The organism is Janthinobacterium sp. GW823-FHT06H09 (assembly GCF_058794735.1).
Genome location: NZ_JBXAHC010000011.1, coordinates 154,994 through 180,203, shown reverse-complemented (window position 1 = coordinate 180,203; position 25,210 = coordinate 154,994). Strand labels below are relative to the sequence as shown.

Here is a 25,210-nt window from a genome sequence, read left to right as displayed (position 1 = left end):
GCTTTTATTCTTACACTCGCAGCAGCCAGGGCCGCAGCAAAAACAATTATATATTCAAAATGAAGGACTTAGAGAGATTTCTGGGAAGACATAGTAAATGAAGAGTCAAAATGATGTTGTTCCCCCTTCAACACCCCCGGTTCAGCCGCAAGCCCAATTCGTAACGATCGCCGAGGAAGAAGCAGGCCAGCGCATCGACAACTACTTATTAAGAGTGTGCAAGGGAGTGCCTAAAAGCCACATCTACCGGATCTTGCGATCGGGAGAGGTGCGCGTGAATAAAGGCCGTATCGATCAGCTGTACCGCCTCGCCGCCGGCGACGTGGTGCGCATTCCACCCGTGCGCGTGGCCGAAAAGGCGCCCACGGGCGCGCCGGCCGCCGAATTCAAGATCATCTTCGAAGATGCGCAGCTGCTCGTCATCGACAAGCCGGCCGGCGTGGCCGTGCATGGCGGCTCGGGCGTATCGTTCGGCGTGATCGAGCAATTGCGCGCCTCGCGCCCCGACGCCAAGTTCCTGGAACTGGTGCACCGCCTGGACCGCGACACGTCCGGCTTGCTGTTGCTGGCAAAGAAACGCACGGCGCTGACCAACCTGCACGAGCAGATGCGCGACGGCCTTACCGACAAGCGCTACCTGGTGCTGGTGGCCGGCGACTGGAAGAATGCGCGCCAGCATATCAAGTTGCCGCTGCATAAATATACGACGGCCGAAGGCGAGCGCCGGGTGGCCGTGCAGGCCGATGGCCTGGCGTCGCACACGGTGTTTTCACTGTTGCATAAATATCACAACTTCGCCTTGCTGGAAGCGGAATTGAAGACGGGACGCACGCACCAGATCCGCGTGCACCTGTCGTCGTCCGGTTTCCCCATCGCCGGCGACGATAAATATGGCGACTTTGCCCTCAACCGTGCCCTGTTGAAGGCCGACAGCACGCGCGGCGCCCTGAAACGCATGTTCCTGCACGCGCACCAGATCACGTTTACGCATCCGGAGACGGGCAAGACGATGACCCTGAACGCGCCGCTGGCTGCCGAATGCGAGCGTTTCTTGGTAAGCTTGGGCAAACCATTGGCCGTTGCCGCACGATAATTGGGAGTTACTTAACGATCCACCGCGTGCGCGCGACACTACTCACAAGGTAGTCAGTCGCCATCATTCATTCTCAAGGAGCCGGCGGCTATGCCGTCGGGAAACATGGCAAGAAAGCAATTTGATCTGATCGTCTTCGATTGGGACGGTACCCTGATAGACAGTACCTCGACCATCGTCAAGTGCATCCAGGCATCGGCCAAAGACCTGGGCTTGCCCATTCCCACCGAGTTGCTGGCCTCGCATGTGATCGGCCTGGGTTTGCAGGAAGCGATGCAGCTGGTGATGCCCGACGTGGAGCCGAAATACCATGCGCGCATGGCCGAGCGCTACCGCTATCACTATCTGTCTCGCGACCATGAGCTGACCCTGTTTCCCGGCGTACACGAGATGCTGCTGGAACTCTCGCAGCAAGCGTACTTTCTCGCCGTCGCCACGGGCAAGAGCCGTGTCGGCCTGAACCGCTCCTTGAATGCCGTCAAGCTGCTGTCGCTGTTCGATGCGACGCGCTGCGCCGATGAAACGTTTTCCAAGCCCCATCCGGCCATGCTGCAGGAGCTGACGCGCGAACTGGGCCAGGACATGCGCCGCACCGTGATGATCGGCGACACCAGCCATGATTTGTTGATGGCAAGCAATGCAGGTGCGGCGGGTATTGCCGTAGAGTATGGAGCGCATCCGGTGGCGCAGTTGCAGGCTTGCAATCCGCTGTATTCGGCCGCCACGGTGGCCGATCTGCACCAATGGCTGAGCGAGCACGCATGATGAGCGACGTTGTCGATGTGTTCATTTGTGCGGCCGACGCCGTGGCCGATGGCGGCACGGGCGTGCGCTTTCCCGTCTCGGCCGGCGGCGAGGCGACCACGGGCTTTGTCGTGCGCCACGGCGGCAAGGCGTATGGCTACCTGAACCGCTGCGCCCATGTGCCCATCGAGCTGGACTGGGCCGAGGGCGAGTTTTTCGAGTCCAGCGGCTTGTACCTGATGTGTTCGACGCATGGCGCCATCTATGTGCCGGAGAGCGGCTTGTGTGCTGGCGGCCCCTGCAAGGGCGGCCGCTTGCGTCCGATACCCGTGACCGAGCGCGACGGCCAGCTGTATTGGCAGCCCGACGAGTATGTCCAGCCGCTGCCGGCCTGAAGCCCGGTGCAGGCATTATTGCAATTTAAACAAAGTGAACCATGAGCGAAAACACGAATGACAAGCTGGACAGCAGCGCGCCAGCCGCCGGCCACGGCGCCCCTGCGGGCAACTGGGAGCGCGACGTGCTGGAAAAGCTGGTATTTGCCACTTTGCAAGAGCAGCGCGCGCACCGCCGCTGGAGCATCTTCTTCAAGGTCTTCGGCCTGCTGATCGTGCTGTTTGCGCTGTGGGTGTTTTATGACTACAACACGGCCGACGACAGCGAGACCCTGGGCCGCCATACGGCCCTGATCGACATCAGCGGCGCCATCGAGTCCGAAGGCAGCGGCTCGGCCGCCGTCGTCATCCCCGCGCTGGACAAGGCGTTTTCCGATAGCGGCTCGGTGGCCGTGGTGCTGCATATTAATAGTCCGGGCGGCAGTCCTGTGCAGGCGGGCATGATCGTCGACGAGATGCAGCGCTTGCGCAAGGGCTATCCGGACAAGCCCTTGTATGTGGTGGTCGATGAAATGTGCGCCTCGGGCGGCTATTACATCGCGGCCGCCGCCGACCGCATCTACGTCAACAAGGCCAGCGTGGTCGGCTCGATCGGCGTGCTGATGGATGGCTTCGGCTTTACGGGCGTGATGGAAAAGGTGGGCGTCGAGCGGCGTCTGCTGACGGCGGGCGAGAACAAGGGCTTCATGGACCCGTTCAGCCCCCTGACGGAAAAGCACAAGGCGTATGCGCAAGGTATGCTCAATGAAATCCACCAGCAATTCATCGAGGTGGTGCGGGCGGGACGGGGCAAGCGCCTGAAGGAAACGGCCGATACCTTCTCGGGCCTGTACTGGACGGGGGCGAAAGCCGTGGAAATGGGCCTGGCCGACGATTTCGGCACGGTCGACAGCGTGGCGCGCGACGTCGTCAAGGCGGAAGACATCGTCGACTACACGCAACATGAAGGCTTGCCGGAGCGCGTGCTCAAAAAGTTTGGCGCCGCCATGGGCGCGGGCGCCATGAAGGCGGCCGTGCAGCAGTCACAACCGGCGTTGCGCTGAGGACATCACTCTTGGCTGGCAGGCAAGCCAGTCGAGAATGATTTTCAATAAGGTGGTAAATTGGCTTGAAAATGGGGCTGCTTGGGCTATAGTGAAAGCGTAGTTCTTTTCAAGGAGGGGCGATATATCAACTATGTTGTCAGTACTAACTTGATTGGCAAGTCTTGGAACTACTCGCCGCATCGCAGATGTGGTTTTGAGTGAATTTACATTCCTCACTAAAGTCCCGATGGGGCTTGGGAACGGCGGCGCAATGCCGCCGTTTCCTTTTGTTCCTCTTTCGTGCCGGATGGACCGGTGTTGCCGGATGTGGTGTCTGGGCGTGCTGGCAAGGCAGGCATGCGAGGGCAGGGCATGGCTGGTTGAATGGGCCGGTTTCAGACGGCGCAGCCGTTGCAGTGCGCGGGCACGCTACTTGCCTGCCGGGCCGGCGTTGCGACGGTGCTGGCGTTGGCGCTGGAACTGATGTCAGGCGGCGTGTCCGCCGCCATGGCGGGCGTCGGCACGTTCTCGGTTTCCGCATCCGTTTGTGCAAAACCGCCCAGCTCCAGCCAGCACATGAAATGGCATTGGGCCTCGGCATGCCAGTGCGTCTGGCTTGCTGGTGACGGCGTTGCGTTCCCGTCCTGCTGCGCAGGGGTGTTGCTCCAGCGCGCCACGCCGAGTCTGACCTTGTGCATGGCCGCCTGTTCCGTAGCGATGCGCTGGCGCATGTCGGCGATGCTGCCTTCTAAGGCGATGGTATCGGTATGCTTCATACTATGTCCTTGTGAGTCGTTGCCTGGTTATTATTCCTAAAGCTCGTTAGGCGGATTCCTAACGAAGTTTCAGTCTATCAATGCGATATTCCAAGCGCTTGATATTTCTCAAAGGAATTGACCATTTATATCGAAATCTCACCTTGCACTTCAGCTCATCTGTGCCTGCGCAAGGCTGGTGCGACCTCGGCGGCCTGGTACAGGGCCGCTTCACGCTGCCAGCCGCTTCTGGTAAAGTCACGCCCATGAGTAAATTATCCCTAGACCGCATCCTGCAATCGCAGGGTTTTGGCACCCGTAAATATTGCCGTTCCCTTATCGAAGATGGCGATGTCGTCATCGATGGCGTCACCCAGACCAATTACCGCACCACCGTCGAGACCGACGGCCTGGTGCTGCACGTGTTCGAAGAAGAGTGGGTGTACCGCGCCCACCTGTATCTGGCGCTGAACAAGCCCGCCAACTTCGAATGCTCGCGCAAACCCAGCCATCATCCCGGCGTGCTGACCCTGCTGCCGGAACAGTTCACCTGGCGCGAAGTCCAGCCCGTCGGCCGGCTCGACCACGATACGACGGGCATGCTGCTGATGTCCGACGATGGACCCTTTATCCATGCACAATCGTCGCCGAAGCGTCACGTTCCGAAAATTTACCAGGCCACGACGCAAGAGCCCGTGACCGATGAGCTGGTGGCTCTGCTGCTGGCTGGCGTGCAATTGCACGACGAACCGGCCCCGCTGGCGGCCCTCGTCTGTCTCAAGCGCGGCGAGCACCAGCTGGAAATCGTGCTCGAGCAAGGCAAATACCACCAGGTCAAGCGCATGCTGGCCGCCGCCGGCAACCATTGCAGCGCGCTGCACCGTTCCGCCATCGGCAGCCTGACCCTGGAATCGCTGGGCATTGCGGAAGGCGAGTGGTGCTACCTGACGCCTGAGCAGATCGCTCTCCTCGCGTAAAACTCTTCTGACCGTCAAAGCCGGGAATATCCCGGCTTTTTGGCGTCTTTAGCCTTCAATTGCCTGCATTTGACGAAGTTTTCCCTACATGAAATTAGCAACCCTGAACGATGGCACGCGCGATGGCCAGCTGGCTGTCGTCTCGCGCGACCTGAAAACGGCCCATCTGGCCGACGGCATCGCCTCGACCCTGCAAAAGGCGCTCGACGACTGGAGCTTCATCGCGCCCCAGCTGGACTTGTTGTACCAGACCATCAATAGCGGCCGCGGCCATCGCGCCTTCGAGTTCGATCCCGCCAACTGCATGGCGCCTTTGCCGCGCAGCAGTTTGCGCGTGGCCGGCGCTTCTTATCTGCAGCAGATCGAACGGGCCTGCAAGGCGGCGGGAACTGAAGTGCCCGGGAATCTGCGCGAATCGCCGCGACTGTACCAGGGCGCCAGCGACGATTTTCTCGGCGCCCACGACGACATCATCCTGGCGCACGAGCAGTGGGGCATCGATTATGAAGCGGGCATCGCCGCCATCACGGACGACGTGGCCATGGGCTCGACGCCGGACCAGGCGCACCTGAACATCAAGCTGTTGATGCTGGTCAACGACATCACCTTGCGCAACCTGGCGCCCGACGAACAGGCGAGCGGCTACGGCTTCCTGCAGGCGAAGCCGGCCATGGCGTGTTCGCCCGTCGCCGTCACGCCAGACGAACTGGGCGACGCCTGGCGCGGCGGCAAAGTGCACTACGCCTTGCGTTGCAGCCTGAACGGCAAGTTGACGGGCCAGCCCCACGCGGGCGCCGACATGGCGTTCAATTACCCGCAAATGCTCGCCCATCTGTGCCAGACGCGCAACGCGCGCGCCGGCAGTGTGGTCAGCGCGGGCGGCGTCGCCAACAAGGAGATCAAGAAGGGATTTTCCAGCATCGTTGAGCGACGTAACCAGGAGATGATCGCCGATGGCGTCGCCAGCACGCCGTACTTGCTGTTTGGTGATGTTGTTCGTTTGGAAATGCTGGGCGATGACGGCAAGTCTCTGTTTGGCGCCATCGAGCAGACCGTGAAACAGGCCGAGGCGCGCAAGTCCCGCTAAGGTTACCGGAGAGTAAAGGAAATACAGGGGATTTGCCCCCCTGTTCCGCCGATGGCGCGCGCCCGCTTGAACCGATAATGCGTCATGCCCAGTCCGTATTGCGCCTAGCCAGGCTGCAGGACTTCACCGGAGTTGATTGATGTCGGAAGACAGCGACGCAGAAAAGACCGAAGCCGCGTCACCGAAGCGCCTCGAGCAGGCGCGTGAGGAAGGCGACGTTCCGCGATCGCGTGAAGTGGCCACGTTTACGGTGTTGATGGCGTCCGGCTGCTGTCTGTGGTTTGCCGGCGACGCCATCGTGCGGCGGCTGACGGCTGTCATGGTTTCCGGGCTGACCCTGGACCGGGAACAGATCCTCAATCCCGACGCGATGATGTTGCGCATCGGCTACGACGTGGGTTCCGTTCTGCTGACCTGCCTGCCGTACGCCGCGGCCATCATGCTCGTCGCCCTGGCGTCGCCCGTGCTGGTGGGCGGCTGGCTGTTCAGTTCCAAGGCGTTCACCCCCAATTTTGGCAAGCTCAACCCGATTCGCGGCCTGGGCAATATGTTTTCGAAGAATGCGCTGGTGGAGCTGCTCAAGGCCATCGCCAAGACCCTCGTCGTCGGCGTCGTCGCCTGGATGGTGATGCAGCATCAAAAGGATGCCGTGCTGGGCCTGTCGGTGGAATCCCTGCGCGCCGGTTCGGCCCATCTGATCAGCCTGCTGATCACGGCCTTCCTGCTGATCGTGGGCGCGCTGGGCCTGATCGCCGCCATCGATGGTCCGTACCAGATGTGGCATTACGCCAACAAGATGAAAATGTCCTTGCAGGAAGTCAAGCAAGAGGCGAAGGAGTCGGACGGCAATCCGCAGATCAAGGCGAAGATACGCCAGATGCAGCATGAAATGTCGCGCCGCCGCATGATGGCCGACGTGCCGACGGCCGACGTGGTGGTGACCAATCCTACCCACTACGCGGTGGCCTTGAAGTATGGCGAGAATTCGCGCGGCGCGCCGCAGGTGGTGGCCAAGGGTATCGACGAAGTGGCGGCGAAGATCCGCGAACTGGCGGGCGAACACAAGGTCGCCATCCTGGAAGCGCCAGCCCTGGCGCGCGCGCTGTACAAGCACACGGACATCGGCGACGAGATTCCCGAGGCGCTGTATGGCGCCGTGGCCGAAGTACTGGCCTACGTGTTCCAGCTGCGCAGCTACGGCAACGGCCATGGCGAGCGCCCCGACAAGCCGAAAAAACTCGACGTGCCGCCCGAGCTCGATCCGCTCGACCCCGCATCGCAGACCAAACCCGCGGCAGACGCGGCAGACAAGAATAAAGGAAGTACACCATGAACGGCCTGAGATTGCCAGCCTGGCTCAGCGGAATGGGCAACAATGCCAGCAAGGGTGTCGCCGCGCCGATCATCATCATCATGCTGCTGGCGATGATGGTGTTGCCGCTGCCGGCCTTCATCCTCGACATTTTCTTCAGCTTTAATATCGCGCTGTCCATCATCGTGCTGCTGACGGCGCTGTACACGGTCAAGCCGCTCGACTTCATGGCCTTCCCGACCATCCTGCTCGTGTCGACCATGCTGCGCCTGTCGCTGAACGTGGCGTCCACGCGCGTCGTGCTGACGGAAGGCCATACGGGCGCCGACGCGGCCGGTAAAGTGATCGAAGCGTTCGGTCACTTCTTGATTGGCGGCAACTACACGGTCGGTATCGTGGTGTTTATCATTTTGACGATCATCAACTTTACCGTCGTGACCAAGGGTGCGGGCCGTATCGCCGAGGTGGGCGCCCGCTTCGCGCTGGACGCCATGCCTGGTAAGCAGATGGCCATCGATGCCGACCTGAACGCCGGCCTGATCGGCGAAGACGAAGCGCGCCGCCGCCGCACGGAAGTGGCGCAGGAAGCGGAATTCTACGGCGCCATGGACGGCGCCAGCAAATACGTGCGCGGCGACGCCATCGCCGGCATCATGGTGACCGTCATCAATATCGTCGGCGGCCTGCTGGTGGGCTTGCTGCAGCATGACATGGGCTTTGCCGATGCGCTGAAGAACTACACGCTGCTGGCCATCGGTGACGGTCTGGTGGCGCAGATTCCTTCGCTGATCATTTCCACGGCGGCCGGTATCGTCGTCTCGCGCGTGGCCAGCGAACAGGACATCGGCACCCAGCTGGTGGGGCAATTGTTTGCGAAACCGCAAGTGCTGTACATTACCGCCGGCATCATCGGCGGCATGGGCCTGATTCCCGGCATGCCGAACATGGTCTTCATCCTGCTGGCGTCATTGCTGGCCGGCTCCGCCTATTTGATCAGCAAGAAACGCACGCAGGAAAAAGCGGCGGCCGAAAAGCCGGCCGAAGCGCCGCCAGCCACGGTGGCGCCCGAGCAGGAGGAAGCCAGCTGGCAAGACATCATGCCCGTCGACACCCTGGGCCTGGAAGTGGGCTACCGTTTGATCCCCCTGGTCGACAAGACGCAGGGCGGCGAATTGCTCAAGCGCATCAAAGGCATCCGCAAGAAATTTGCCCAGGAAGTGGGCTTTCTGGCGCCGCCCGTGCATATCCGCGACAATCTGGAATTGAAGCCGTCCGCCTACCGCATCACCCTCAAGGGCGTGGAAGTGGGCGTGGGCGAAGCGTTCAACGGCCAGTTCCTGGCGATCAATCCCGGCATGGCCAGCGGCACCTTGCCGGGCCTGGCCACGAGCGACCCCGCGTTCGGCTTGCCTGCCACCTGGATCGACGCCAGCCTGCGCGACCAGGCCCAATCGATGGGCTACACGGTCGTCGATGCGGGCACCGTGGTGGCCACGCACTTGAATCACCTGATCACCTCGCATGCGTCCGAGCTGCTGGGCCGCGCGGAAGTACAGTCGCTGCTCGACCACCTGGGCAAGGATGCGCCGCGCCTGGTCGAAGACCTGGTGCCGAAGATGCTGTCGCTGTCTACCCTGCAGAAAGTGCTGCAGAATCTGCTGGCCGAGGGCGTGCACATCCGCGACATGCGCACCATCATCGAAACCCTGGCCGAGCATACGGTCCATACGCAAGACCCGAACGACCTGACGGCGCTGGTGCGCGTCTCGCTGGGCCGCGCCATCGTGCAGCAGCTGTTCCCTGGCGCGGCCGAGTTGTCCGTGATGACCCTCGACAGCCGCCTGGAACGCCTGCTGATGCAAGCGATGGGCAATGGCGGCGACGGCGCCGGCATCGAGCCGGGCCTGGCCGACACCATCGCGCACCAGGCGGGCCTGGCCGCGCAGCAGCAGGAAGCGCTGGGCCTGACGCCCGTGCTGCTGGTGCCGGCGCCGCTGCGTGCTCTGCTGTCGCGCTTCCTGCGCCGCGCCTTGCCGCAGCTCAAAGTGCTGTCGCATGCGGAAGTGCCGGAAACCAAGACGATCCGCGTCACGGCGCTGGTGGGGGCGCAATAGTCGACAGCATTAGTACCGGGGTCAGACCCCCTCCAGCGTTAGCGCGGAGCTTTGCGTTAGCGTTAGTGGGGGTCTGACCCCAGCTTCTCGACCCTTGCTTTTGGTCAAATAAACATCAATTTCCTGCCGGCAAACTGAATAACGGGTACTTTCCCGTCCTGTTCCTTCGATCATTTCCTGCAAGCATCGCTAATAATAGAAACTGTCCGGGTGATCTGTGTCCATGTGGAAGACAGCACCCAAGCAACAGGAGTCGATGATGGTCACACAGTTCAGCCAATATTGCGCCACCCCCGCCTTGGGAGGCCGGTCATGAATGTGAAGAAATTTACGGGCGCCTCGTCGCGCGATGCGCTGCGCAAGGTGCGCGAAGCATTGGGTCCCGACGCCGTGATCCTGTCGAACCGCCAGACCGATGGCGTGGTGGAAATCCTCGCGCTGGCCAATGACGATGCCGCTTCGCTGGCGTCGCCGCCGGCCGCGTCCGAAATGGCCCAGCCCCGTCCCCAGTTGCAGACCCAGTTCGCCACGCCGCAACGTCCGGCCGCCCCGGCCCAGCGCCCGGCCGCGCCACGTCCTGCCGCGCCGCGCCAGGCAGCCGGCGAGCCAGTGGACATGGCCCGCATGCAGCAGATGATGGCCAGCGCGCTGGCGCACGTCAAGGAAAACGCCGCCGCCGAGATGAGCGGCATGATGAATGAAATCCGCGCCATGCGCGGCATGATGGAAACCCAGCTGGCGGAAATTTCGTGGGGTTCGACGCAGCAGCGCGAGCCGCAAAAAGCCGTCGTGCTGCGCGAAATGCTGGCGGCCGGCTTCTCGGCCAGCCTGGCGCGCTACCTGATCGACAAGCTGCCCGCCGGCCTCGACGGCGCGCAAAGCATGCGCTGGATCAAGACCGTCCTGAGCCGCAACCTGAACACGGTCGCCAATGAAGACGCCATGCTGGAGCAGGGCGGCGTGTTCGCGCTGGTCGGCCCGACCGGTGTCGGCAAGACCACCAGCACGGCCAAGCTGGCGGCCCGCTGCGTGATGCGCCACGGCCCGGAAAAGCTGGCCCTGATCACCACGGACGCCTACCGTATCGGCGCGCACGAACAGCTGCGCATCTACGGCAAGATCCTCGGCGTGATGGTGCATTCGGTGAAGGACGAAGCGGACTTGCGCATCGCCCTGAAGGAACTCAAGAACAAGCACACGGTGCTGATCGATACCGTGGGCGTGAGCCAGCGCGACCAGATGGTGACGGAACAGGTGGCCATGCTGTCGGGCGCCGGCGCCGACGTGAAGCGTTTGCTGTGCCTGAACTCCACGGCGACGCAGGAAACGTTGAACGAAGTAGTGCGCGCCTACCAGGGCAGCGGCCTGGCCGGCTGCATCATGACCAAGCTCGATGAAGCGGCGTCGATCGGCAACGTGCTCGACGTGGTGATCCGCCAGAAGCTGAACCTGTTTTATGTGTCGAACGGCCAGCGCGTGCCGGAAGACCTGTACCTGGCCGACCGCGGCTACCTGATCGACCGCGCCTTCAAGCTCAAGCGCGACTCGGCGGCCACGCAGTTTTCCGACGCCGAACTGCCGCTCCTGATGGCGCAGGCGGCCGCCCGCAACAATGAAGCGCGCGGGGTGCACCTTGGCTAATTTCGATTTCGACCAGGCCGAAGGCTTGCGCCGCATGCTGGCCGGCCCGCAGCCGCGCGTCATGACGTTCCTCTCGGCCACGCCGCAGGACGACAAGGGCGCCATGCTGGTCAACCTGGGCGCTTCGCTCGCCTATGGCGGCAATGACGTGCTGCTGCTTGACGCCAGCGGCGGCAGCGATGGCGTGGCTGCACGGCTGGGACTGGCGCACGGCGCCAGCCTGCGCGACGTGGCGCGCCAGCAGTGCGGCCTGAACCAGGTCATCCACCAGGTGCCGCAAGGCTTCGGCGTGGCCAGCCTGGGCGCGCGCAACCACCTGATGGACAGCATGGACTATGCGGGCGAGGACGAATTGCGCCGCCTGGGCAAGACTTTCGAGGTGCTGGCGCGCCAGAGCGGCATCGTGCTGGTCGACGGCGTCGTGGCCGACGAGGGCGATTGCTTCCCCGTGCCCTTGATGGCCTCGTCGGATATCGTGGTGCAAGTGTCGACCAGCGCCACCTCGATCAAGGCGGCGTACTGCCTGATCAAGCGCCTGAGCCAGGAACTGGGACGCCGTCCGTTCGGCATTCTCGTCACGGGCGCTTCCGAATCCGAGGCAAAAGTGGTATACGATAATATGGCACAGGCGGCGAGCCGCTACCTGGCCGTGAAGCTGACCTCGATGGGGTCGGTGCCTGCCGATGAATATCTGCACCGCGCGGCGCGCCTGGGCCGCAGCGTGGTCGATGCGTTTCCGCTGGCGGGCGCCTCGGTGGCGTTTCGCGGACTGGCCGAGCGGCTGGCCCGTTCGGCGGCGCCGGTGCTTGGCGGCACCTTGTACCAGACGGGGAGCCCGCACCAGTTCAGCGCCTGAATCGAACCGCAGCACCAGATAAGATGAGAAAACAATAAGCAGCCTATGTACACGGTCAAAGGGAAATCGAACAAGGACTATTTGCTGACGGAGCACATTCCGCTGGTGAAGCGTCTGGCGCACCATATGAAGGCGAAATTGCCGCCTTCGGTCGAGGTCGATGACCTGATCCAGGCCGGCATGATCGGCCTGCTCGATGCCATTAGCCGCTATGAAGAGACGCATGGCGCGCAGTTCGAGACGTATGCCGTGCTGCGCATCCGCGGCGCCATGCTCGACGAATTGCGCACCAGCGACTGGCTGCCGCGCAGCATGCGCCAGAACATGCGCAAGATCGAGGAGGCGATGAGCACCTTGCAGCAGCGCCTCGGCCATCCGCCGACGGAATCGGAAGTGGCGAAGCTGCTCAAGATGTCGCTGGCCGACTACCAGGAAATGCTGGGCGACGGCGGCGGCCACCAGCTCGTGTATTACGAAGACTTTCATGACCCGGACGGCAATGACAGCTTCCTCGACCGCCACTGCGTGGACGAGGACAGCGACCCCTTGCGTTCCCTGCTCGATACCGATTTCCGGCAATCCGTGATCGATGCCATCGACGCGCTGCCACCACGCGAGAAAATACTCATGGGCCTGTATTACGAAGAAGAGCTGAACCTGAAGGAGATCGGCGCGGTGATGGGCGTATCCGAATCGCGCGTCTCGCAGCTGCATACCCAGGCCGTCGCGCGCCTGCGCGCAACCTTGAGGGAGCAGGCGTGGACTGGTCCAGCGTAATCGGGCTGGCGCTGGCGCTGGCGGGCCTGCTGGTCGGCCAGGCACTGGAAGGCGGCAAGATGGCCTCCCTGCTGCAGCCGGCCGCCTTTGCCATCGTCATCATCGGCACCTTCGGCGCCGTGCTGCTGCAGACGCGGTTGCGCACTTTTGTCCGCGGCCTGGAAATGCTGCGCTGGGTCTTCCTGCCGCCCGCCGACACGCGCGCGGCGCTGGCGCGCGATATCGGGCAATGGAGCCTGACGGCGCGCCGCGACGGCCCGCTGGCGCTCGAGCGGCTGATGGAAAACACGGCCGACCGCTTCAACGCCAAGGGCTTGCGCATGATCGTCGACGGCATCGCGCCCGACAAGCTGCGCCAGCTGCTCGACGTGGAAATTTCCGCCTACGAAATGGCCGAGCGCCAGGCCGTCAAGGTGTGGGAATCGGCGGCCGGCTATTCGCCCACCATCGGCATCCTGGGCGCCGTGCTGGGCCTGATCCACGTGATGGAAAACCTCACCGACCCGAGCAAACTGGGCAGCGGCATCGCCGTGGCTTTTGTTTCCACGATTTATGGCGTGGGCCTGGCCAATCTGCTGTTCCTGCCGGTGGCGAACAAGCTCAAGGCCATCGTCTCGCGCCGCGTGCTGCAGTATGAAATCACGGCCGCCGTGCTGTACGACATCGCCACGGGCGACCATACGCGCATCATCGAAGAGCGCGTGTCCAGCCTGCTGCACGAGCACTGATCATGATGCGGCGTGCGCGCAGGAAGTATGACGAGGAACCGGACAACCAGGACCGCTGGCTGATCTCGTATGCCGACTTCATCACTTTGCTGTTCGCGTTCTTCGTCGTGATGTACGCGATTTCGCAAGTCAACGAAGGCAAGTACCGCGTCTTCCAGAACGCCATCGGCCAGGCCTTCAGCCTGGAAAAGGGCGCGCCGCCCATCATCATGGAAGCGCCGCAGGCGATCCCGTTGCCGAACCCCGCCCTGAAACGCCGCACGGAAGCCATCCGCCGCGAGCGCGAACACATGACGCGCCTGGCGCAGGACCTCACTTCCACCTTGGCGCCGCTGGTCAAGGAAGGCAAGGTGCGGGTCACGCAGACGAGCCGCGGCGTGAGCGTGGAAATCAATGCCAGCGTGCTGTTCGACCCGGGCGCGGCGCGCCTGACGGCGGAATCGGACCAGGCCCTGCGCGCCGTCGCCGTGCTGCTCAAGGATGACACGCACGACGTGCAGGTGGAAGGGCATACGGACGTGCAGCCGATCAGCAATTCCAATTTTGCCTCGAACTGGGAATTGTCGGCCGCGCGCGCCAGCGCCGTGGTGCGCCTGTTCATCGCCAGCGGCGTGCAGGCGTCGCGCCTGACGGCGGTGGGCCACGCCGACAATATCCCCGTGGCGCCCAATGAAACCCCGGAAGGGCGCGCGCGCAACCGCCGGGTCGCCGTGACGATCCTCTCGGGCATCCCGGAAACGGTGACGGAAGTGCCGACGGCGCCTGTGGCGCCGGCACCGGTTCCCGTCAACTGAACGCCGCCGCTTGCTACAAGCGCGGCCATCTTTCCCATCTTTCTTTTATTTCTCCCTATTATCTCTCCATCATGAAAAGCAGCTCCCTGGGCGGTCTCGTCTATTCCACTGAAACGGGCCGCATGTGTCCTGCCTGCCGCCAGCCGCTGGCGCAATGCGCGTGCAAGGCGCAAGCCAAGACGGCGCCGGCGGGCGATGGCGTGGTCCGCGTGTCGCGCCAGACCAAGGGCCGCGGCGGCAAGAGCGTGACCGTGGTCAAGGGCTTGGCGCTGGACGCCATCGCGCTGGCCCTGCTGGGCAAGCAGCTGCGCACGCAATGCGGCTCGGGCGGCACGGTCAAGGATGGCGTGATCGAAGTGCAGGGCGACCATGTCGAAACGGTGATGGCGGCGCTGGCCAAGCTGGGCCACCAGCCGAAAAAGGCCGGCGGCTGAGCGTGCGGAGGCGTGCGGCCTGCTGCCGTGCGCCTGTGGTAACGTGCATTTCCTTTTATGCGCGACCTCATATGAACAGCAAACTGAGCGGTATTGCCATCGCCGCTGCCATCGCGGCAGTGCTGGCGCTCGTGTACTGGCCCGCACCCGATGGCGGCGCGCCGGACGCTGGCGCCACCGCTGCCGCCAGCGCGCCGGCGGGACGCAGCCTGGCGTCGTATTTGAATATCGACGCCACCCCGGTCGCCGATGCCGCGCCCGTTGTCGTGTCCCTGGCACAGCGGCTCGAACGCCTGGGCGCCAGCGGCAAGCCGGAGGACGCGTATGCGGCCTACAACCTGATCGACGACTGCATCGTCTTCCAGCGCGAAAACCGCTTGCCGGGGATGGAATTCGAGTTGGGGCGCGAGATGACGGTGGAAGAAAAAACCGCCCAGCAGCAGCTGTGCGCGGGTCTGACGCAGCGCCAGCGCGAGGACCGCCTCGGCTACCTGGCCACTGCCGCGCAAGGCGGCGTACCGGGCGCGGCTACCCTGTTCCTGTCGGAAGGTCCGTTCGGCGACCGCAGCGCGCTGCGCAACCGTCCCGATGATCCGCTGGTGCAGGCATGGAAGCGGCAAGCCATCGCCCAGCTGACGGCGCAGGCGGATGAGGCGGAACTGACCAGCGTGTCGACCCTGATGATGGCCTACCTGCGCGATGGCGATGTGGTGCAGAAAGACGCGCCGCAAGCGTATGGCTACCTGCTGGCCCTGCGCATGGTCTACGACGACATCCTCACGCCCGGCACCACGAATCCCTACCAGGACAGCTACTGGCACTGGCTGCAAAACGAGTTGACACCCGAGCAGCAGGCCGCCGCCCTGATCAAGGCGAATGGCATCGCCGCGAAATTCCGTCAGCATACGGGCCGGCACACGCACGGTTGAGTGCGTAGACCAGCCCCTGCGCAGGCTGGCCCGTGCATAGGCCAGTCCGTGCATGGCGTCGCCGCACCGGCGCCAGGTCTGCCAGCTACGGCAGTGCTTGCAGGCGCCGGGTGCGGGTCAGGCAGCCGTCTTGCGGCGCCGTACGCTATACCCGATCAGACCCAGTCCCGCCAGCAGCATGCCGTAGGTTTCCGGTTCGGGCACGGCCGTGGTGATGGAAATGTCCAGCACGGAATCACGCACGCCGAGGCCGCTTGCTACGAGGGTATAGGTGCCAGGTCCCAGCAGGCCGTTGAAGGTGGAATGGGCGAAGCTGCCCAGTACGCCCGTGAACGTATCCGATTGCACCAGGTTGTTGCTGGAGTCGAACAAGTCAATGTTGACGCCAGTCAGGCGGGGACCGAATTCGCTGGCGCCCGTGACCAGCCAGGCGGCGTTGCCCGTGAACGATTGCACGCCGCTGCCGACCGTAAACGTGGTCGTTTGCAGCAGCGAGCCGCGCTCCGTCGTGAAGGTGTCGACGAACAAGGTGTCTTGCGCCAGCAGCGGCGTGGCCACCACGGCCGTCGATACGAGATGGTTGTAGAACACGGCTTGCGTCTCGGCCTGCGCGGCTGGCGCCAGCAGGGTGCAGCCGAGCAGCAGCGCCGCGCCAGCCTTGGTTACTGAGAGAGAGTTCATATCATGCTCCTGTGTACTTGCAGTTGAAGTGGTGTGCGTCATGGCGCAGCGCAAAAGCGCAAGCCGGACGCGTGCAATGGATTAGCTATGCCTGCGGGAATGATGTTCGTGTCGGCGAGGAAAGTCCCACCATGTATTGGTGCGGCGTATGCTAGGGATTAGCATATAGTCATCATTCCCCTCAAGTTTGAGCGTGCTCAAATGTGTGGGCGTGAAGGGGGGGGCGCTGTTGTTTCTGTGTGCGGCGTTGTGGCGGGAGTGCGGGCATGCCGGCTCCGCCGCAGCCTCCCTGGAGGGGCGGCGCGGCGGTGATGTGCAGGATGGTCGTGATATGGGGCCGCTGTTCGGGACGGCGTCAGGCGTGCAGCAATGGCTTATTGCTGTACTTGTCGCTGCTGTTGCCTGCGCTGGGGGAAGACGGGAGGCGCTTAGCCGATGACGACGCGCCGGCTGGCCGTGTTTGCCATCGGTTGGCCGCTGGGGCCGTAGAAATTGCCGCTTTGGGCAGTGGGGCGCATGGCGTTCAGGGCGCCTTGCGTGTGCAGCATGTGTTTGTTGACCAGCAGGCTGTTCAGCCGGTTCTGTTCCTTCGCTTCGCGCGTCGTCTCGAGCAGGGCTTTCCACAGGGGCGCCGCCTCGGCGTCGCTGGTGCTGACCAGCCAGTCTTCCATGCCCGCTTCGGCGGCCGTGAAGCCCGCCGCCGCCAGCGCCTGGTGGCGTTGCGCCGCCAGCTGGCTCAATTGTCCGACGAGCGCCGTCTTGCGGGCCGTGAGCTCCGTGATTGCATCGATGTCAGCCGCAACCAGATGCCGCTGTTCTTCTTTCATCAATGCCAGCAATGTGGTCATGAGCTGTTGCTCGTCGCGCAGGCTGGAAAACGGAGTCACTGATTGCATGAGGTAACCTATCTATTTCGTGAGTGCAGCAAGTCCTTGACCGTGTCGAGGAGACCGTCCGCCACTTTTTCAGAGTTGACCTGGAACTGGCCGTCGGCGATCGCCAGCTTGATGCGTTCGACTTTCTTCGTGTCGAACACGGCGCCGCTGCCGGCAGTTGCACTGGCCGCTAATGCCTGTCCTTGCGGCGACAGGCGTACATTGTCCGACGTTGTCGGTGTTGCCTGGGCTTTCTCGGCATTCCGGGCGCCCGAGGTATTCGCGGGCGCCACCGGCAGGCCGGGATTGCTTTTAATGGTGTTATCGGTAATTTTCACAGCGTGATCCTCGTCTGGTCGAAGTCAAAAAACTCCGGGATATGTGTCTTTATCGGCACCTTCTTCCGAAACTTTAGTGCGCAAGACCACAATATCGCTGTCCATCCGAGTTTAAAAGGCGACCTCCACCATGCCGCCAGCCCGCGCCACGCCGCTGATCTGCTGGCCGCTCTGCGTGCGCACCTGTACCGTCTGACCATCGCCGGCGCTGCCGATGGCGCGTCCTTCTGATGCCACTTGGAAACCGTTGCCGCTGGAAACGACGCGCACCAGCTGGCCCTGCATCACCACCGGCTTGCGGCGCAGGGTGTCGAGGCGCATCGGCGTGCCTGGCGGCAAGGAAATATTCGTGCTGGCGCCCACGACCTGGGCCATGTCTGTGGCGATGCCTGCCGGCAATGCTGCCAGGTCGCCCTGCATCGTCACCAGCTGGCTGGCATCGATGGCTTGCCCTTGTGCCAGCGGCACGGCGCTGGCCACATAGTCGCCCACGACGGCCACGTTCGCCTGCAGATAGATGGTCCAGTTGGAGGGGGCCGTGCAGCGCACGCCCACGGTCGTCTTGCCCCAGGCGCGCGCGCCTGGCGCCATGAAGGCTTGCGGCGCGGGGCAGGCGGCCAGGTTCAGGCGCGGATCGACGGCGCCGACGGTGACCGTCACCTTGCCCGGCAAGCCGTTGCTTTGCACTTGCAGGAATTGTTCCACACTGTTGCGCAGCGCTTCCGGCGTCTGCCGGCCGGCGTTTTGCGCCTGCGCCAGCAGTGGCAGGGCGGCAAGAGCGAAGAAGAAAGCAAGCGGTGTTTTCATGGTATAGGCCTCTGGAATAGTGCCATGATAGTGCGCGCCGCCCCGTTTGAAGCGACGATTAAGGGGTAAAAGTACGGTCTGATCCGGCGATGGTCTTGCCGGCGGGCGCCGTACTATGTTTCCTGTCATCACTATACCGCCATCCTTCCGCCATCTCAGGCGCCAGTGGCAGATCTTTCCGGAGCCTGACATGATAGGGAAACTCGACGATTACATGCGCTTCAACGAGACGGCGCTGAGCCTGCGCTCGACGCGCCAGGAATTGCTCGCCTCGAATATCGCCAATGCCGACACGCCCAACTACAAGGCGCGCGACGTCGATTTCGCCAGCGCGCTGAAGGGAGCGATGGCGCGCAAGGATGGCGTGCAGCCGGCCCTGAAGGGCACGGCGCCGCAGCATATGCCGGGCAAGGGCGTCGCCGCCGCCGTGGGTGGCAGCACGGGCGGCAAGGTCGAGACCCTGGCCGACGGCACGCCGCTGCTGTATCGCGCGCCGGCCCAGGGCGCCGTCGATGGCAACACGGTCGACATGGACCTCGAGCGCAATGCCTTTGCCGATAACGCCATCCGCTACGAGGCGGCCGTAACGTTCCTTAACTCGCAGATCAAGGGCATGCTGACGGCCATCCAGGGAGGACAATAATCATGTCGCTATTTAATATTTTCAATGTTTCCGGTTCGGCCATGAGCGCCCAGGCGCAGCGCCTGAACACGGTGGCCAGCAACCTGGCCAATGCCGACAGCGCCACCAGCGCCACGGGCGAAGCCTACCGCGCCAAGCAGGTGGTGTTCGAAGCCGTGCCCATGGCCAACGGCGCCACGGCCGTCAAGGTGCAGAAGGTGATCGAAGATCCGTCGCCAATGAAGCTGGTCTACGACCCGAAGAATCCGCTGGCCGACGAGAAGGGCTACGTCACCATGCCCAACGTGAACACGGTCGACGAGATGGTCAACATGCTGTCGGCCTCGCGCTCGTACCAGACCAACGTGGAAACCATGAACGCGGCCAAGTCGCTGCTCCTGAAAACCCTCACCATCGGCCAATAAGGCTGACTGACCATTATGGCAACCATCGATACGAGCAAAACCGTCACCACCGACCTGATGGCGACGATGAATCCGAAGAAGACCACGGCCGCGAAGGGCAGCGTCGAGGAAGAAACGAACAAATTCCTGACCCTGCTGGTGACCCAGCTGCAAAACCAGGATCCGATGAACCCGCTGGACAATGCGCAGCTGACCAGCCAGTTGGCCCAGCTGTCCACGGTGACGGGCGTCAACAAGCTCAATACCACGCTGGAAACGCTCAAGACCAGCTACCAGCAAGCCGAATCCATGCAGGCGGCCAATATCATCGGCCACGGCGTCTTGACTGCAGGCAAGAGCATTAACCTGAGTAAGAGCGCGGCCCTGCTGGGCGTGGATCTGGCGACGCCGGCCGACAGCGTCAAGGTCACCATCTACAACAGTACGGGCAAGGAAGTCCATTCCATCGACCTGGGCCCGCAGGATGCGGGTACCTTGCCGCTGGGCTGGAACGGCTCCACGGCCGAGCTCGACAAGGACGGCAAGAACATCGTGCTGCCTGACGGCGCCTATACGTTCTCGGTGGAAGCCAAGCGGGGCGGCGCCAAGCTGACCGATGCGGCGGCGCTGATGTTCGGTTCGGTCGCCAGCGTGTCGACGGGCGCCGGCGGCGTGAAGTTGAATGTGCCGGGCGTGGGCAGTATCACCATGGCCGATGTGAAACAGATTTTGTAAGCCGCTCATTTGTAGCGTAGACCCTCTACCCCTATTTTCTACCAGGAGAACACAATGTCTTTCCAACAAGGCCTGAGCGGCTTGAACGGCGCCGCCAAATCGCTGGACGTCATCGGTAACAACATCGCCAACTCGGCCACCGTGGGTTTCAAGCAATCGCAGGCGCAGTTCGCCGACATCTATGCCAACTCGCTGTATGGCGTGGGCGGCAACCAGCCCGGTATCGGCGTGTCCGTGTCGCAGGTGGCGCAGTTGTTCAACCAGGGTAACCTGGAAAGTTCGTCCAATCCGCTCGACATCGCCATCAACGGCGGCGGTTTCTTCCGCACCAGCGTGAACGGCGCCATCCAGTACTCGCGCAACGGCCAGTTCCAGGTCGACAAGAACGGTTTCATCGTCAATGCCCAGAAAGCCCAGCTGACGGGTTATCCGGCCGATGTGAACGGCAAGATCCTGGCCGGCGCCACCGTGCCGCTGCAGATCGACCCGTCCGACATGGCGCCGCAGGCGACCACCAAGGTCGATACCCAGGTCAACCTCGATTCCAATTCGGCCATGCCGACCGTGGTGCCGTTCACCGTGGGCGAGCAAAAGTCGTGGACCAAGCAATTCCCCGTGCCCGTCTACGATTCGCTGGGCAACTCCCACACCATGTCCAATTTCTACGTCAAGACGGGCACCAATACCTGGGATGTCTACACGGCCACTGACGGCAAGGAAATCACCAGCGCGAAAGTGGTCGCCGCGGCGCAAACCGATGCCGCCTCGCTGGCCGCGCGCGCCGCCTATCAGGCCGCCGTCACGGCCGTGCCGCTGGTGCCCGCCAATATCACGGCCGCCGCCGTTGCCTATGGCAATGCGGCCGGTGTCGCCATACGCACCGCCGCCGCCGCGGCCGGCGCCAGCCCGGCCCAGCTGGCCGCCATCAGCGCCACCTATGGCAGCGCCGTGCCCGATGGCGTCAATTCCAGCCTCACGCCGGACCAGATCGACAGCAGGATCTCCGCGGTGACGGAAGTGCCCGCCGTGAAGTCGGCGTCGCTGGTGTTCAACAGCGTCGGCAGCCTGGACAAGGCCGCCATGCTGGCGCTGACGCCGCCGCAAACCCTGCCGGTGACGGTCAACCTGCCCGTCTTCCCCGCCACCGGCGCGAACGCGAATCTGGCGATCAAGGTCGACTTCACCAATTCGACCCAGCTCAGTTCGTCCACCAGCGAAAAGCGCACCGTGGCCGATGGCTATGCGGCCGGCCAGCTGGACCGTTTCGTCGTGGGTTCCGATGGCGTGATCCAGGGCCAGTACAACAACGGCAAGACGCGCGACCTGGGCCAGGTGGTGCTGACCAAGTTTTCCAATCCGAATGGCCTTGAGCCGCTGGGCAACAATGCCTGGGCGGAAAGCTCGACCTCGGGCAGCCCGATGACGGGCGAGCCGAGCTCGGGCGGCCTGGGCGACTTGCGCGCCTCGGCCGTGGAAGTGTCGAACGTGGACCTGACGGCGGAACTGGTCAACATGATCACGGCCCAGCGTGCCTACCAGGCGAATGCGCAGACCATCAAGACGCAGGATTCCGTCTTGCAAACACTCGTCAACCTGCGTTAATAGTACCGGGGTCAGACCCGCCGGGTCTGACCCCAGCTTTCTGCCTTGGGTTGAAGGCAACAGGAGAAATAAAAAATGGACCGTCTCATCTACACCGCCGGCTCCGGCGCCAAGCACATCCTGGACAAGCAGGCGACCACGGCGAACAACCTGGCGAACGCCACCAGCACGGGTTTCCGCGCTCAGCTCGACTCGTTCCGCGCCGTGCCCGTGGTGGCCGACGGCATGATGCCGACGCGCGCCTTCGTCGTCGATTCGACGGTCGGTTCCGACTTCACGCAAGGCCCGATGCAGCACACGGGCCGCGCGCTCGACGTGGCCGTGGAAAACGGCGGCTGGATCGCGGTGCAGTCGGCCGATGGTTCCGAAGCCTACACGCGCAACGGCGCCCTGAAGCTCAATGAAAACGGCATGCTGCAGACGCAGTCGGGCCTGATGGTGCAGGGCGATACGGGCCCCATGGCCATTCCGCCCGGCGTGACGGTGGCCATCGCCAGCGACGGTACGGTGGGCACGATATCCACGGACGTGCCGCCAGGCCCGTCGACGGTGTTGGGACGCATCAAGCTGGTCAACCCGCCCGAGCAGCAACTGGTGCGCGGCGACGACGGCCTGTTCCGTCTGAAGGATGGCACGGTGGCGCAGGCCGACCAGGCCGTCAAGCTGACCACCGGTGCCCTGGAAGGCAGCAATGTCAGCCCTGTCGACTCCATGGTCAGCATGATCGCTCTGGCGCGCCAGTTCGAAACGCAAATGAGCTTGTTGAAGAATGCCGAGAATAACGCGGCGAAAGCCACCCAGATCCTCGCTTTGAATTGATGGGGACCACCGCATAATGGTCACATAGAAATAGTCTAGCGCTGTTATTGGAGAAAAATCATGATTCGTTCCCTTTGGATTGCCAAAACCGGCCTGGAAGCGCAGCAGACGCAGATGGACGTGATCGCCAATAACCTGGCCAACGTCAGCACCACGGGCTTCAAGAAGTCGCGCGCCGTGTTTGAAGACTTGCTGTATCAAAATGTGCGCCAGCCGGGCGCGCAATCGTCGCAGCAGACCCAGCTGCCATCGGGCCTGCAGATCGGCACGGGCGTACGCACCGTGGCTACCGAACGCATCCATACGCAGGGCAATCCCCAGGCGTCGGGCAATTCACGCGATGTGATGGTCAACGGCACCGGCTTTTTCCAGGTGCTGCTGCCGGACGGCGCCACCGCCTACACGCGTGACGGCTCCTTCCAGACCGATGCCAACGGCCAGCTCGTCACTTCCGAAGGTTTCGTCATCCAGCCCGCCATCACCGTGCCGACCAATGCGCTGAGCCTGACCGTGGCGCGCGACGGCACCGTCTCCGTCACCTTGCCCGACACTGTTGCACCATCGCAAATCGGCTCGCTGCAGCTGACCACCTTCGTCAATCCGGCCGGCCTGGAATCGAAGGGCGAAAACCTGTACATGGAAACGGGCGCCTCCGGCGTGGCGCAGACCAACACCCCGGGCACCAACGGCGCCGGCGTGCTGATGCAGGGCTATATCGAAACGTCGAACGTCAACGTGGCCGAGGAAATGGTCAACATGATCCAGACGCAGCGCGCTTACGAGATCAACAGCAAGGCCATCACCACGTCCGATCAAATGCTGCAGAAATTGTCGCAACTTTAATTTTCATAGTCGTCATGCCATCCGCCGCCGGATGGCAGCGGAGGTTCGTCATGCAATACCCCATCATCGCCCTGTTGTCCGCAGTCCTGCTGTCCGGCTGCGCCATCACGCCCACCTCGATCGTGCAGTACCCGACCACCACGCGCGCGCCGATGCCCGAACCCGTGGTCGTCAGCAACGGCTCCATCTACCAGCCGTCGACCTACCGTCCCGCCTTCGAAGACCGCCGCGCGCGCCACGTGGGCGACACCATGACGATCGCCATCACCGAGCGCACGAACGCCGTCAAGGCGGGCGCCAGTTCCGGCAACAAGTCGGGCAGCGTGGGCTTTTCCACGCCAGGCATGCTGCAGGGCCGTTTGGGCGGCACCGTCTCGGCGAATGGCGCCACCAAGTTTGCGGACGGCGACAACCAGTCCGCCAGCAACACCTTTTCCGGCACGATCGGCGTGACGGTGATTGAAGTGCTGCCGAACGGTAACCTGATCGTGGCCGGCGAGAAACAGATCGCCATGAACAAGGGCACGGAATTCATCCGCTTCTCGGGCATGGTCAATCCCGATACCATCGGCACGGGCAACGTCGTGCCATCGACCCAGGTGGCCGACGCGCGCGTCGAATACCGCACCAACAGCCAGATCGACCGCGCCGAAATGGCCTCGATGGCGTCGCGCTTCTTCCTCAGCCTGCTGCCGTTCTGATCATGGCCACTTTTACTTTCCCCCGCTTTGCCGCTGTTTTCGGCCTGGCCATCTCCCTGCTGGCGCCCGTGGCGCAGGCCGAGCGCATCAAGGACCTGGCCAGCATCGCCGGCGTGCGCCAGAATCAGCTGATGGGCTATGGCCTCGTCGTCGGCCTCGACGGCAGCGGCGACCAGACCACGCAAACGCCATTCACCATCCAGAGCGTGGCGGCGATGCTGCAGCAGCAGGGCATTAACTTGCCGCAAGGCACCAGTTTGCAGCTGAAAAACGTGGCCGCCGTGATGGTGACGACGGCCTTGCCCGCGTTTGCCCAACCGGGCCAGCTGCTCGACGTGACGGTCTCGTCGATGGGCAATGCGAAAAGTTTGCGCGGCGGCACTTTATTGATGACGCCATTGAAGGGCGCCGACGGCCAGGTGTACGGCATGGCGCAGGGCAACGTGCTGGTGGGCGGCGTGGGCGCGCAGGCGGCCGGCAGCTCCGTCGTCATCAATCACCTGAGCGTGGGCCGCATTTCGGGCGGCGCCACGGTCGAGCGTACCGTGCCTTCGGTGCTGGGCGCCAACAACACGATCCGCCTGGAATTGAACGCCACCGATTTCGCCACGGCCAGCCGCGTGGTCGACGCCATCAACAGCCGCTACGGCGCCGGCACGGCCGCCGCGCTGGACGGGCGCGTGATCCAGGTGCAGTCGCCGGGCGGCAGCGACCAGCGCGTGTCCTTCCTGGGCCAGCTGGAAAGCATCGAAGTCAATCCGGCCCGCCTGGCGGCCAAGGTCATCATGAATGCGCGCACCGGTTCCGTGGTGATGAACCAGTCCGTGACGCTGGAAACGTGCGCCATTTCGCATGGCAACCTGTCCGTCACCATCAATGTCGAGCCGCAGGTGAGCCAGCCGGCGCCGCTGTCGGGCGGACGCACGGTGGTCACGCAGACGGCGCAGATCGATATCAAGAAGGAACCGGGCAAGGTGATGCTGGTCAAGGGCGGCGCTTCGCTGTCCGACGTGGTCAAGGCCTTGAATGCCATCGGCGCCTCGCCGCAAGACTTGCTGGCCATCCTGCAGGCGATGAAGGCGGCAGGTTCGCTGCGCGCCGAACTCGAAATCATTTGATGGA

At 63.3% G+C, this 25,210-nt stretch carries 28 protein-coding genes; 23 read left to right on the top strand and 5 right to left on the bottom strand.

Going from position 1 to position 25,210, the window contains the following annotated elements; genetic code table 11:
- The first annotated feature begins 97 nt into the window (after positions 1-97).
- The 4 genes from AC1Q6X_RS20180 (at position 98) to AC1Q6X_RS20165 (ending at position 3,275) form a co-directional block, all read left to right on the top strand.
- Complete coding sequence (locus AC1Q6X_RS20180) at positions 98-1,093, top strand: RluA family pseudouridine synthase (RefSeq protein WP_070220186.1); 996 nt, start codon at positions 98-100, stop codon at positions 1,091-1,093.
- A gap of 105 nt (positions 1,094-1,198) precedes the next feature.
- A complete protein-coding gene (locus tag AC1Q6X_RS20175; protein WP_070220184.1) occupies positions 1,199-1,858 on the top strand; it encodes an HAD-IA family hydrolase in 660 nt (219 codons plus the stop codon).
- Positions 1,855-2,232 carry a Rieske (2Fe-2S) protein gene (locus AC1Q6X_RS20170; protein ID WP_492498229.1) on the top strand — a complete coding sequence of 126 codons (378 nt, stop codon included), beginning with the start codon at positions 1,855-1,857 and terminating at the stop codon, positions 2,230-2,232. The genes AC1Q6X_RS20175 and AC1Q6X_RS20170 overlap by 4 nt, the downstream gene beginning before the upstream one ends.
- A gap of 41 nt (positions 2,233-2,273) precedes the next feature.
- On the top strand, positions 2,274-3,275 hold the full coding sequence (locus tag AC1Q6X_RS20165) for a S49 family peptidase (protein ID WP_070220183.1): 1,002 nt from the start codon (positions 2,274-2,276) through the stop codon (positions 3,273-3,275).
- A gap of 377 nt (positions 3,276-3,652) precedes the next feature.
- Here AC1Q6X_RS20165 and AC1Q6X_RS20160 read toward each other — a convergent pair whose 3' ends face one another.
- Complete coding sequence (locus tag AC1Q6X_RS20160; protein ID WP_492498228.1) at positions 3,653-4,033, bottom strand: hypothetical protein; 381 nt, start codon at positions 4,031-4,033, stop codon at positions 3,653-3,655.
- Positions 4,034-4,278: 245 nt separating this feature from the next.
- On the opposite strand from AC1Q6X_RS20160, the gene AC1Q6X_RS20155 reads away from it, so the two are divergent.
- From AC1Q6X_RS20155 to AC1Q6X_RS20105, 11 genes are all read left to right on the top strand, one after another.
- Complete coding sequence (locus AC1Q6X_RS20155) at positions 4,279-4,989, top strand: pseudouridine synthase (RefSeq protein WP_492498227.1); 711 nt, start codon at positions 4,279-4,281, stop codon at positions 4,987-4,989.
- 88 nt (positions 4,990-5,077) lie between these two features.
- Positions 5,078-6,076 (top strand): fumarylacetoacetate hydrolase family protein, encoded by a 999-nt coding sequence (locus AC1Q6X_RS20150; RefSeq protein WP_409028029.1) that lies wholly within the window; start codon positions 5,078-5,080, stop codon positions 6,074-6,076.
- A gap of 139 nt (positions 6,077-6,215) precedes the next feature.
- Positions 6,216-7,409 carry a flagellar biosynthesis protein FlhB gene (flhB, locus tag AC1Q6X_RS20145; RefSeq protein WP_070220176.1) on the top strand — a complete coding sequence of 398 codons (1,194 nt, stop codon included), beginning with the start codon at positions 6,216-6,218 and terminating at the stop codon, positions 7,407-7,409.
- Positions 7,406-9,502 carry a flagellar biosynthesis protein FlhA gene (gene flhA, locus AC1Q6X_RS20140; protein WP_070289125.1) on the top strand — a complete coding sequence of 699 codons (2,097 nt, stop codon included), beginning with the start codon at positions 7,406-7,408 and terminating at the stop codon, positions 9,500-9,502. The genes flhB and flhA overlap by 4 nt, the downstream gene beginning before the upstream one ends.
- Positions 9,503-9,814: 312 nt before the next feature.
- Positions 9,815-11,143 (top strand): flagellar biosynthesis GTPase FlhF, encoded by a 1,329-nt coding sequence (gene flhF, locus AC1Q6X_RS20135; RefSeq protein WP_070220172.1) that lies wholly within the window; start codon positions 9,815-9,817, stop codon positions 11,141-11,143.
- The gene (locus tag AC1Q6X_RS20130; RefSeq protein WP_070220170.1) at positions 11,136-11,999 is read left to right on the top strand and encodes a MinD/ParA family ATP-binding protein; all 864 of its coding nucleotides are present in this window, start codon (positions 11,136-11,138) and stop codon (positions 11,997-11,999) included. Before flhF ends, AC1Q6X_RS20130 begins: the two co-directional genes overlap by 8 nt.
- A 45-nt stretch (positions 12,000-12,044) precedes the next feature.
- Positions 12,045-12,776 carry an RNA polymerase sigma factor FliA gene (locus AC1Q6X_RS20125; RefSeq protein ID WP_010400804.1) on the top strand — a complete coding sequence of 244 codons (732 nt, stop codon included), beginning with the start codon at positions 12,045-12,047 and terminating at the stop codon, positions 12,774-12,776.
- Complete coding sequence (locus AC1Q6X_RS20120; RefSeq protein ID WP_046685945.1) at positions 12,758-13,504, top strand: flagellar motor protein; 747 nt, start codon at positions 12,758-12,760, stop codon at positions 13,502-13,504. Before AC1Q6X_RS20125 ends, AC1Q6X_RS20120 begins: the two co-directional genes overlap by 19 nt.
- Before the next feature lie 5 nt (positions 13,505-13,509).
- A complete protein-coding gene (gene motD / locus AC1Q6X_RS20115) occupies positions 13,510-14,298 on the top strand; it encodes a flagellar motor protein MotD (protein ID WP_070312174.1) in 789 nt (262 codons plus the stop codon).
- A 71-nt stretch (positions 14,299-14,369) separates the two neighbouring features.
- Positions 14,370-14,732 carry a translation initiation factor Sui1 gene (locus AC1Q6X_RS20110; protein ID WP_099408905.1) on the top strand — a complete coding sequence of 121 codons (363 nt, stop codon included), beginning with the start codon at positions 14,370-14,372 and terminating at the stop codon, positions 14,730-14,732.
- 71 nt (positions 14,733-14,803) lie between these two features.
- The gene (locus tag AC1Q6X_RS20105) at positions 14,804-15,661 is read left to right on the top strand and encodes a hypothetical protein (RefSeq protein WP_492498226.1); all 858 of its coding nucleotides are present in this window, start codon (positions 14,804-14,806) and stop codon (positions 15,659-15,661) included.
- Between the two features lie 117 nt (positions 15,662-15,778).
- On the opposite strand, the gene AC1Q6X_RS20100 is transcribed toward AC1Q6X_RS20105, so the two are convergent.
- The 4 genes from AC1Q6X_RS20100 to flgA all read right to left on the bottom strand — a co-directional run bounded on the left by AC1Q6X_RS20100 (position 15,779) and on the right by flgA (position 18,362).
- The gene (locus tag AC1Q6X_RS20100) at positions 15,779-16,342 is read right to left on the bottom strand and encodes an FxDxF family PEP-CTERM protein (RefSeq protein WP_070220166.1); all 564 of its coding nucleotides are present in this window, start codon (positions 16,340-16,342) and stop codon (positions 15,779-15,781) included.
- Between the two features lie 428 nt (positions 16,343-16,770).
- Positions 16,771-17,238, bottom strand: a complete 468-nt coding sequence (locus AC1Q6X_RS20095) for a flagella synthesis protein FlgN (protein WP_070220165.1) — start codon at positions 17,236-17,238, stop codon at positions 16,771-16,773.
- A gap of 8 nt (positions 17,239-17,246) precedes the next feature.
- Positions 17,247-17,555, bottom strand: a complete 309-nt coding sequence (gene flgM / locus AC1Q6X_RS20090; protein WP_034754089.1) for a flagellar biosynthesis anti-sigma factor FlgM — start codon at positions 17,553-17,555, stop codon at positions 17,247-17,249.
- Between the two features lie 111 nt (positions 17,556-17,666).
- Positions 17,667-18,362, bottom strand: coding sequence for a flagellar basal body P-ring formation chaperone FlgA (gene flgA, locus AC1Q6X_RS20085; RefSeq protein WP_070220163.1), 696 nt, complete (start codon positions 18,360-18,362; stop codon positions 17,667-17,669).
- 190 nt (positions 18,363-18,552) lie between these two features.
- Here flgA and flgB point away from each other — a divergent pair, with 190 nt between their 5' ends.
- The 8 genes from flgB to AC1Q6X_RS20045 all read left to right on the top strand — a co-directional run bounded on the left by flgB (position 18,553) and on the right by AC1Q6X_RS20045 (position 25,206).
- Positions 18,553-19,005, top strand: a complete 453-nt coding sequence (flgB, locus tag AC1Q6X_RS20080) for a flagellar basal body rod protein FlgB (protein WP_070220161.1) — start codon at positions 18,553-18,555, stop codon at positions 19,003-19,005.
- 2 nt (positions 19,006-19,007) lie between these two features.
- Positions 19,008-19,409 (top strand): flagellar basal body rod protein FlgC, encoded by a 402-nt coding sequence (gene flgC, locus AC1Q6X_RS20075; RefSeq protein WP_034754081.1) that lies wholly within the window; start codon positions 19,008-19,010, stop codon positions 19,407-19,409.
- 15 nt (positions 19,410-19,424) lie between these two features.
- Positions 19,425-20,123: a flagellar hook assembly protein FlgD gene (locus AC1Q6X_RS20070; RefSeq protein WP_070220159.1), complete on the top strand. Its 699-nt coding sequence runs from the start codon at positions 19,425-19,427 to the stop codon at positions 20,121-20,123.
- A 54-nt stretch (positions 20,124-20,177) separates the two neighbouring features.
- Positions 20,178-21,725 carry a flagellar hook protein FlgE gene (locus AC1Q6X_RS20065; protein WP_070312132.1) on the top strand — a complete coding sequence of 516 codons (1,548 nt, stop codon included), beginning with the start codon at positions 20,178-20,180 and terminating at the stop codon, positions 21,723-21,725.
- A 75-nt stretch (positions 21,726-21,800) separates the two neighbouring features.
- A complete protein-coding gene (locus AC1Q6X_RS20060; RefSeq protein WP_034787153.1) occupies positions 21,801-22,544 on the top strand; it encodes a flagellar basal body rod protein FlgF in 744 nt (247 codons plus the stop codon).
- 60 nt (positions 22,545-22,604) lie between these two features.
- Positions 22,605-23,387 carry a flagellar basal-body rod protein FlgG gene (gene flgG / locus AC1Q6X_RS20055; protein WP_070220155.1) on the top strand — a complete coding sequence of 261 codons (783 nt, stop codon included), beginning with the start codon at positions 22,605-22,607 and terminating at the stop codon, positions 23,385-23,387.
- 50 nt (positions 23,388-23,437) lie between these two features.
- Positions 23,438-24,088 carry a flagellar basal body L-ring protein FlgH gene (locus tag AC1Q6X_RS20050; protein ID WP_070220153.1) on the top strand — a complete coding sequence of 217 codons (651 nt, stop codon included), beginning with the start codon at positions 23,438-23,440 and terminating at the stop codon, positions 24,086-24,088.
- A 2-nt stretch (positions 24,089-24,090) separates the two neighbouring features.
- Entirely contained in the window at positions 24,091-25,206 is a 1,116-nt protein-coding gene (locus AC1Q6X_RS20045) for a flagellar basal body P-ring protein FlgI (RefSeq protein ID WP_070220151.1), read from the top strand.
- Positions 25,207-25,210: the final 4 nt, after the last annotated feature.

Excerpts from the sequence above, each read along its gene's own strand:
- AC1Q6X_RS20180 (WP_070220186.1), top strand. The coding sequence starts at position 98 with ATGAAGAGTCAAAATGATGTTGTTCCCCCTTCAACACCCCCGGTTCAG.
- AC1Q6X_RS20175 (WP_070220184.1), top strand. The coding sequence starts at position 1,199 with ATGGCAAGAAAGCAATTTGATCTGATCGTCTTCGATTGGGACGGTACC.
- AC1Q6X_RS20170 (WP_492498229.1), top strand. The coding sequence starts at position 1,855 with ATGATGAGCGACGTTGTCGATGTGTTCATTTGTGCGGCCGACGCCGTG.
- AC1Q6X_RS20165 (WP_070220183.1), top strand. The coding sequence starts at position 2,274 with ATGAGCGAAAACACGAATGACAAGCTGGACAGCAGCGCGCCAGCCGCC.
- AC1Q6X_RS20160 (WP_492498228.1), bottom strand. The coding sequence starts at position 4,033 with ATGAAGCATACCGATACCATCGCCTTAGAAGGCAGCATCGCCGACATG.
- AC1Q6X_RS20155 (WP_492498227.1), top strand. The coding sequence starts at position 4,279 with ATGAGTAAATTATCCCTAGACCGCATCCTGCAATCGCAGGGTTTTGGC.
- AC1Q6X_RS20150 (WP_409028029.1), top strand. The coding sequence starts at position 5,078 with ATGAAATTAGCAACCCTGAACGATGGCACGCGCGATGGCCAGCTGGCT.
- flhB (WP_070220176.1), top strand. The coding sequence starts at position 6,216 with ATGTCGGAAGACAGCGACGCAGAAAAGACCGAAGCCGCGTCACCGAAG.
- flhA (WP_070289125.1), top strand. The coding sequence starts at position 7,406 with ATGAACGGCCTGAGATTGCCAGCCTGGCTCAGCGGAATGGGCAACAAT.
- flhF (WP_070220172.1), top strand. The coding sequence starts at position 9,815 with ATGAATGTGAAGAAATTTACGGGCGCCTCGTCGCGCGATGCGCTGCGC.
- AC1Q6X_RS20125 (WP_010400804.1), top strand. The coding sequence starts at position 12,045 with ATGTACACGGTCAAAGGGAAATCGAACAAGGACTATTTGCTGACGGAG.
- motD (WP_070312174.1), top strand. The coding sequence starts at position 13,510 with ATGCGGCGTGCGCGCAGGAAGTATGACGAGGAACCGGACAACCAGGAC.
- AC1Q6X_RS20110 (WP_099408905.1), top strand. The coding sequence starts at position 14,370 with ATGAAAAGCAGCTCCCTGGGCGGTCTCGTCTATTCCACTGAAACGGGC.
- AC1Q6X_RS20105 (WP_492498226.1), top strand. The coding sequence starts at position 14,804 with ATGAACAGCAAACTGAGCGGTATTGCCATCGCCGCTGCCATCGCGGCA.
- AC1Q6X_RS20100 (WP_070220166.1), bottom strand. The coding sequence starts at position 16,342 with ATGAACTCTCTCTCAGTAACCAAGGCTGGCGCGGCGCTGCTGCTCGGC.
- AC1Q6X_RS20095 (WP_070220165.1), bottom strand. The coding sequence starts at position 17,238 with ATGCAATCAGTGACTCCGTTTTCCAGCCTGCGCGACGAGCAACAGCTC.
- flgA (WP_070220163.1), bottom strand. The coding sequence starts at position 18,362 with ATGAAAACACCGCTTGCTTTCTTCTTCGCTCTTGCCGCCCTGCCACTG.
- flgB (WP_070220161.1), top strand. The coding sequence starts at position 18,553 with ATGATAGGGAAACTCGACGATTACATGCGCTTCAACGAGACGGCGCTG.
- flgC (WP_034754081.1), top strand. The coding sequence starts at position 19,008 with ATGTCGCTATTTAATATTTTCAATGTTTCCGGTTCGGCCATGAGCGCC.
- AC1Q6X_RS20070 (WP_070220159.1), top strand. The coding sequence starts at position 19,425 with ATGGCAACCATCGATACGAGCAAAACCGTCACCACCGACCTGATGGCG.
- AC1Q6X_RS20065 (WP_070312132.1), top strand. The coding sequence starts at position 20,178 with ATGTCTTTCCAACAAGGCCTGAGCGGCTTGAACGGCGCCGCCAAATCG.
- AC1Q6X_RS20060 (WP_034787153.1), top strand. The coding sequence starts at position 21,801 with ATGGACCGTCTCATCTACACCGCCGGCTCCGGCGCCAAGCACATCCTG.
- flgG (WP_070220155.1), top strand. The coding sequence starts at position 22,605 with ATGATTCGTTCCCTTTGGATTGCCAAAACCGGCCTGGAAGCGCAGCAG.
- AC1Q6X_RS20050 (WP_070220153.1), top strand. The coding sequence starts at position 23,438 with ATGCAATACCCCATCATCGCCCTGTTGTCCGCAGTCCTGCTGTCCGGC.
- AC1Q6X_RS20045 (WP_070220151.1), top strand. The coding sequence starts at position 24,091 with ATGGCCACTTTTACTTTCCCCCGCTTTGCCGCTGTTTTCGGCCTGGCC.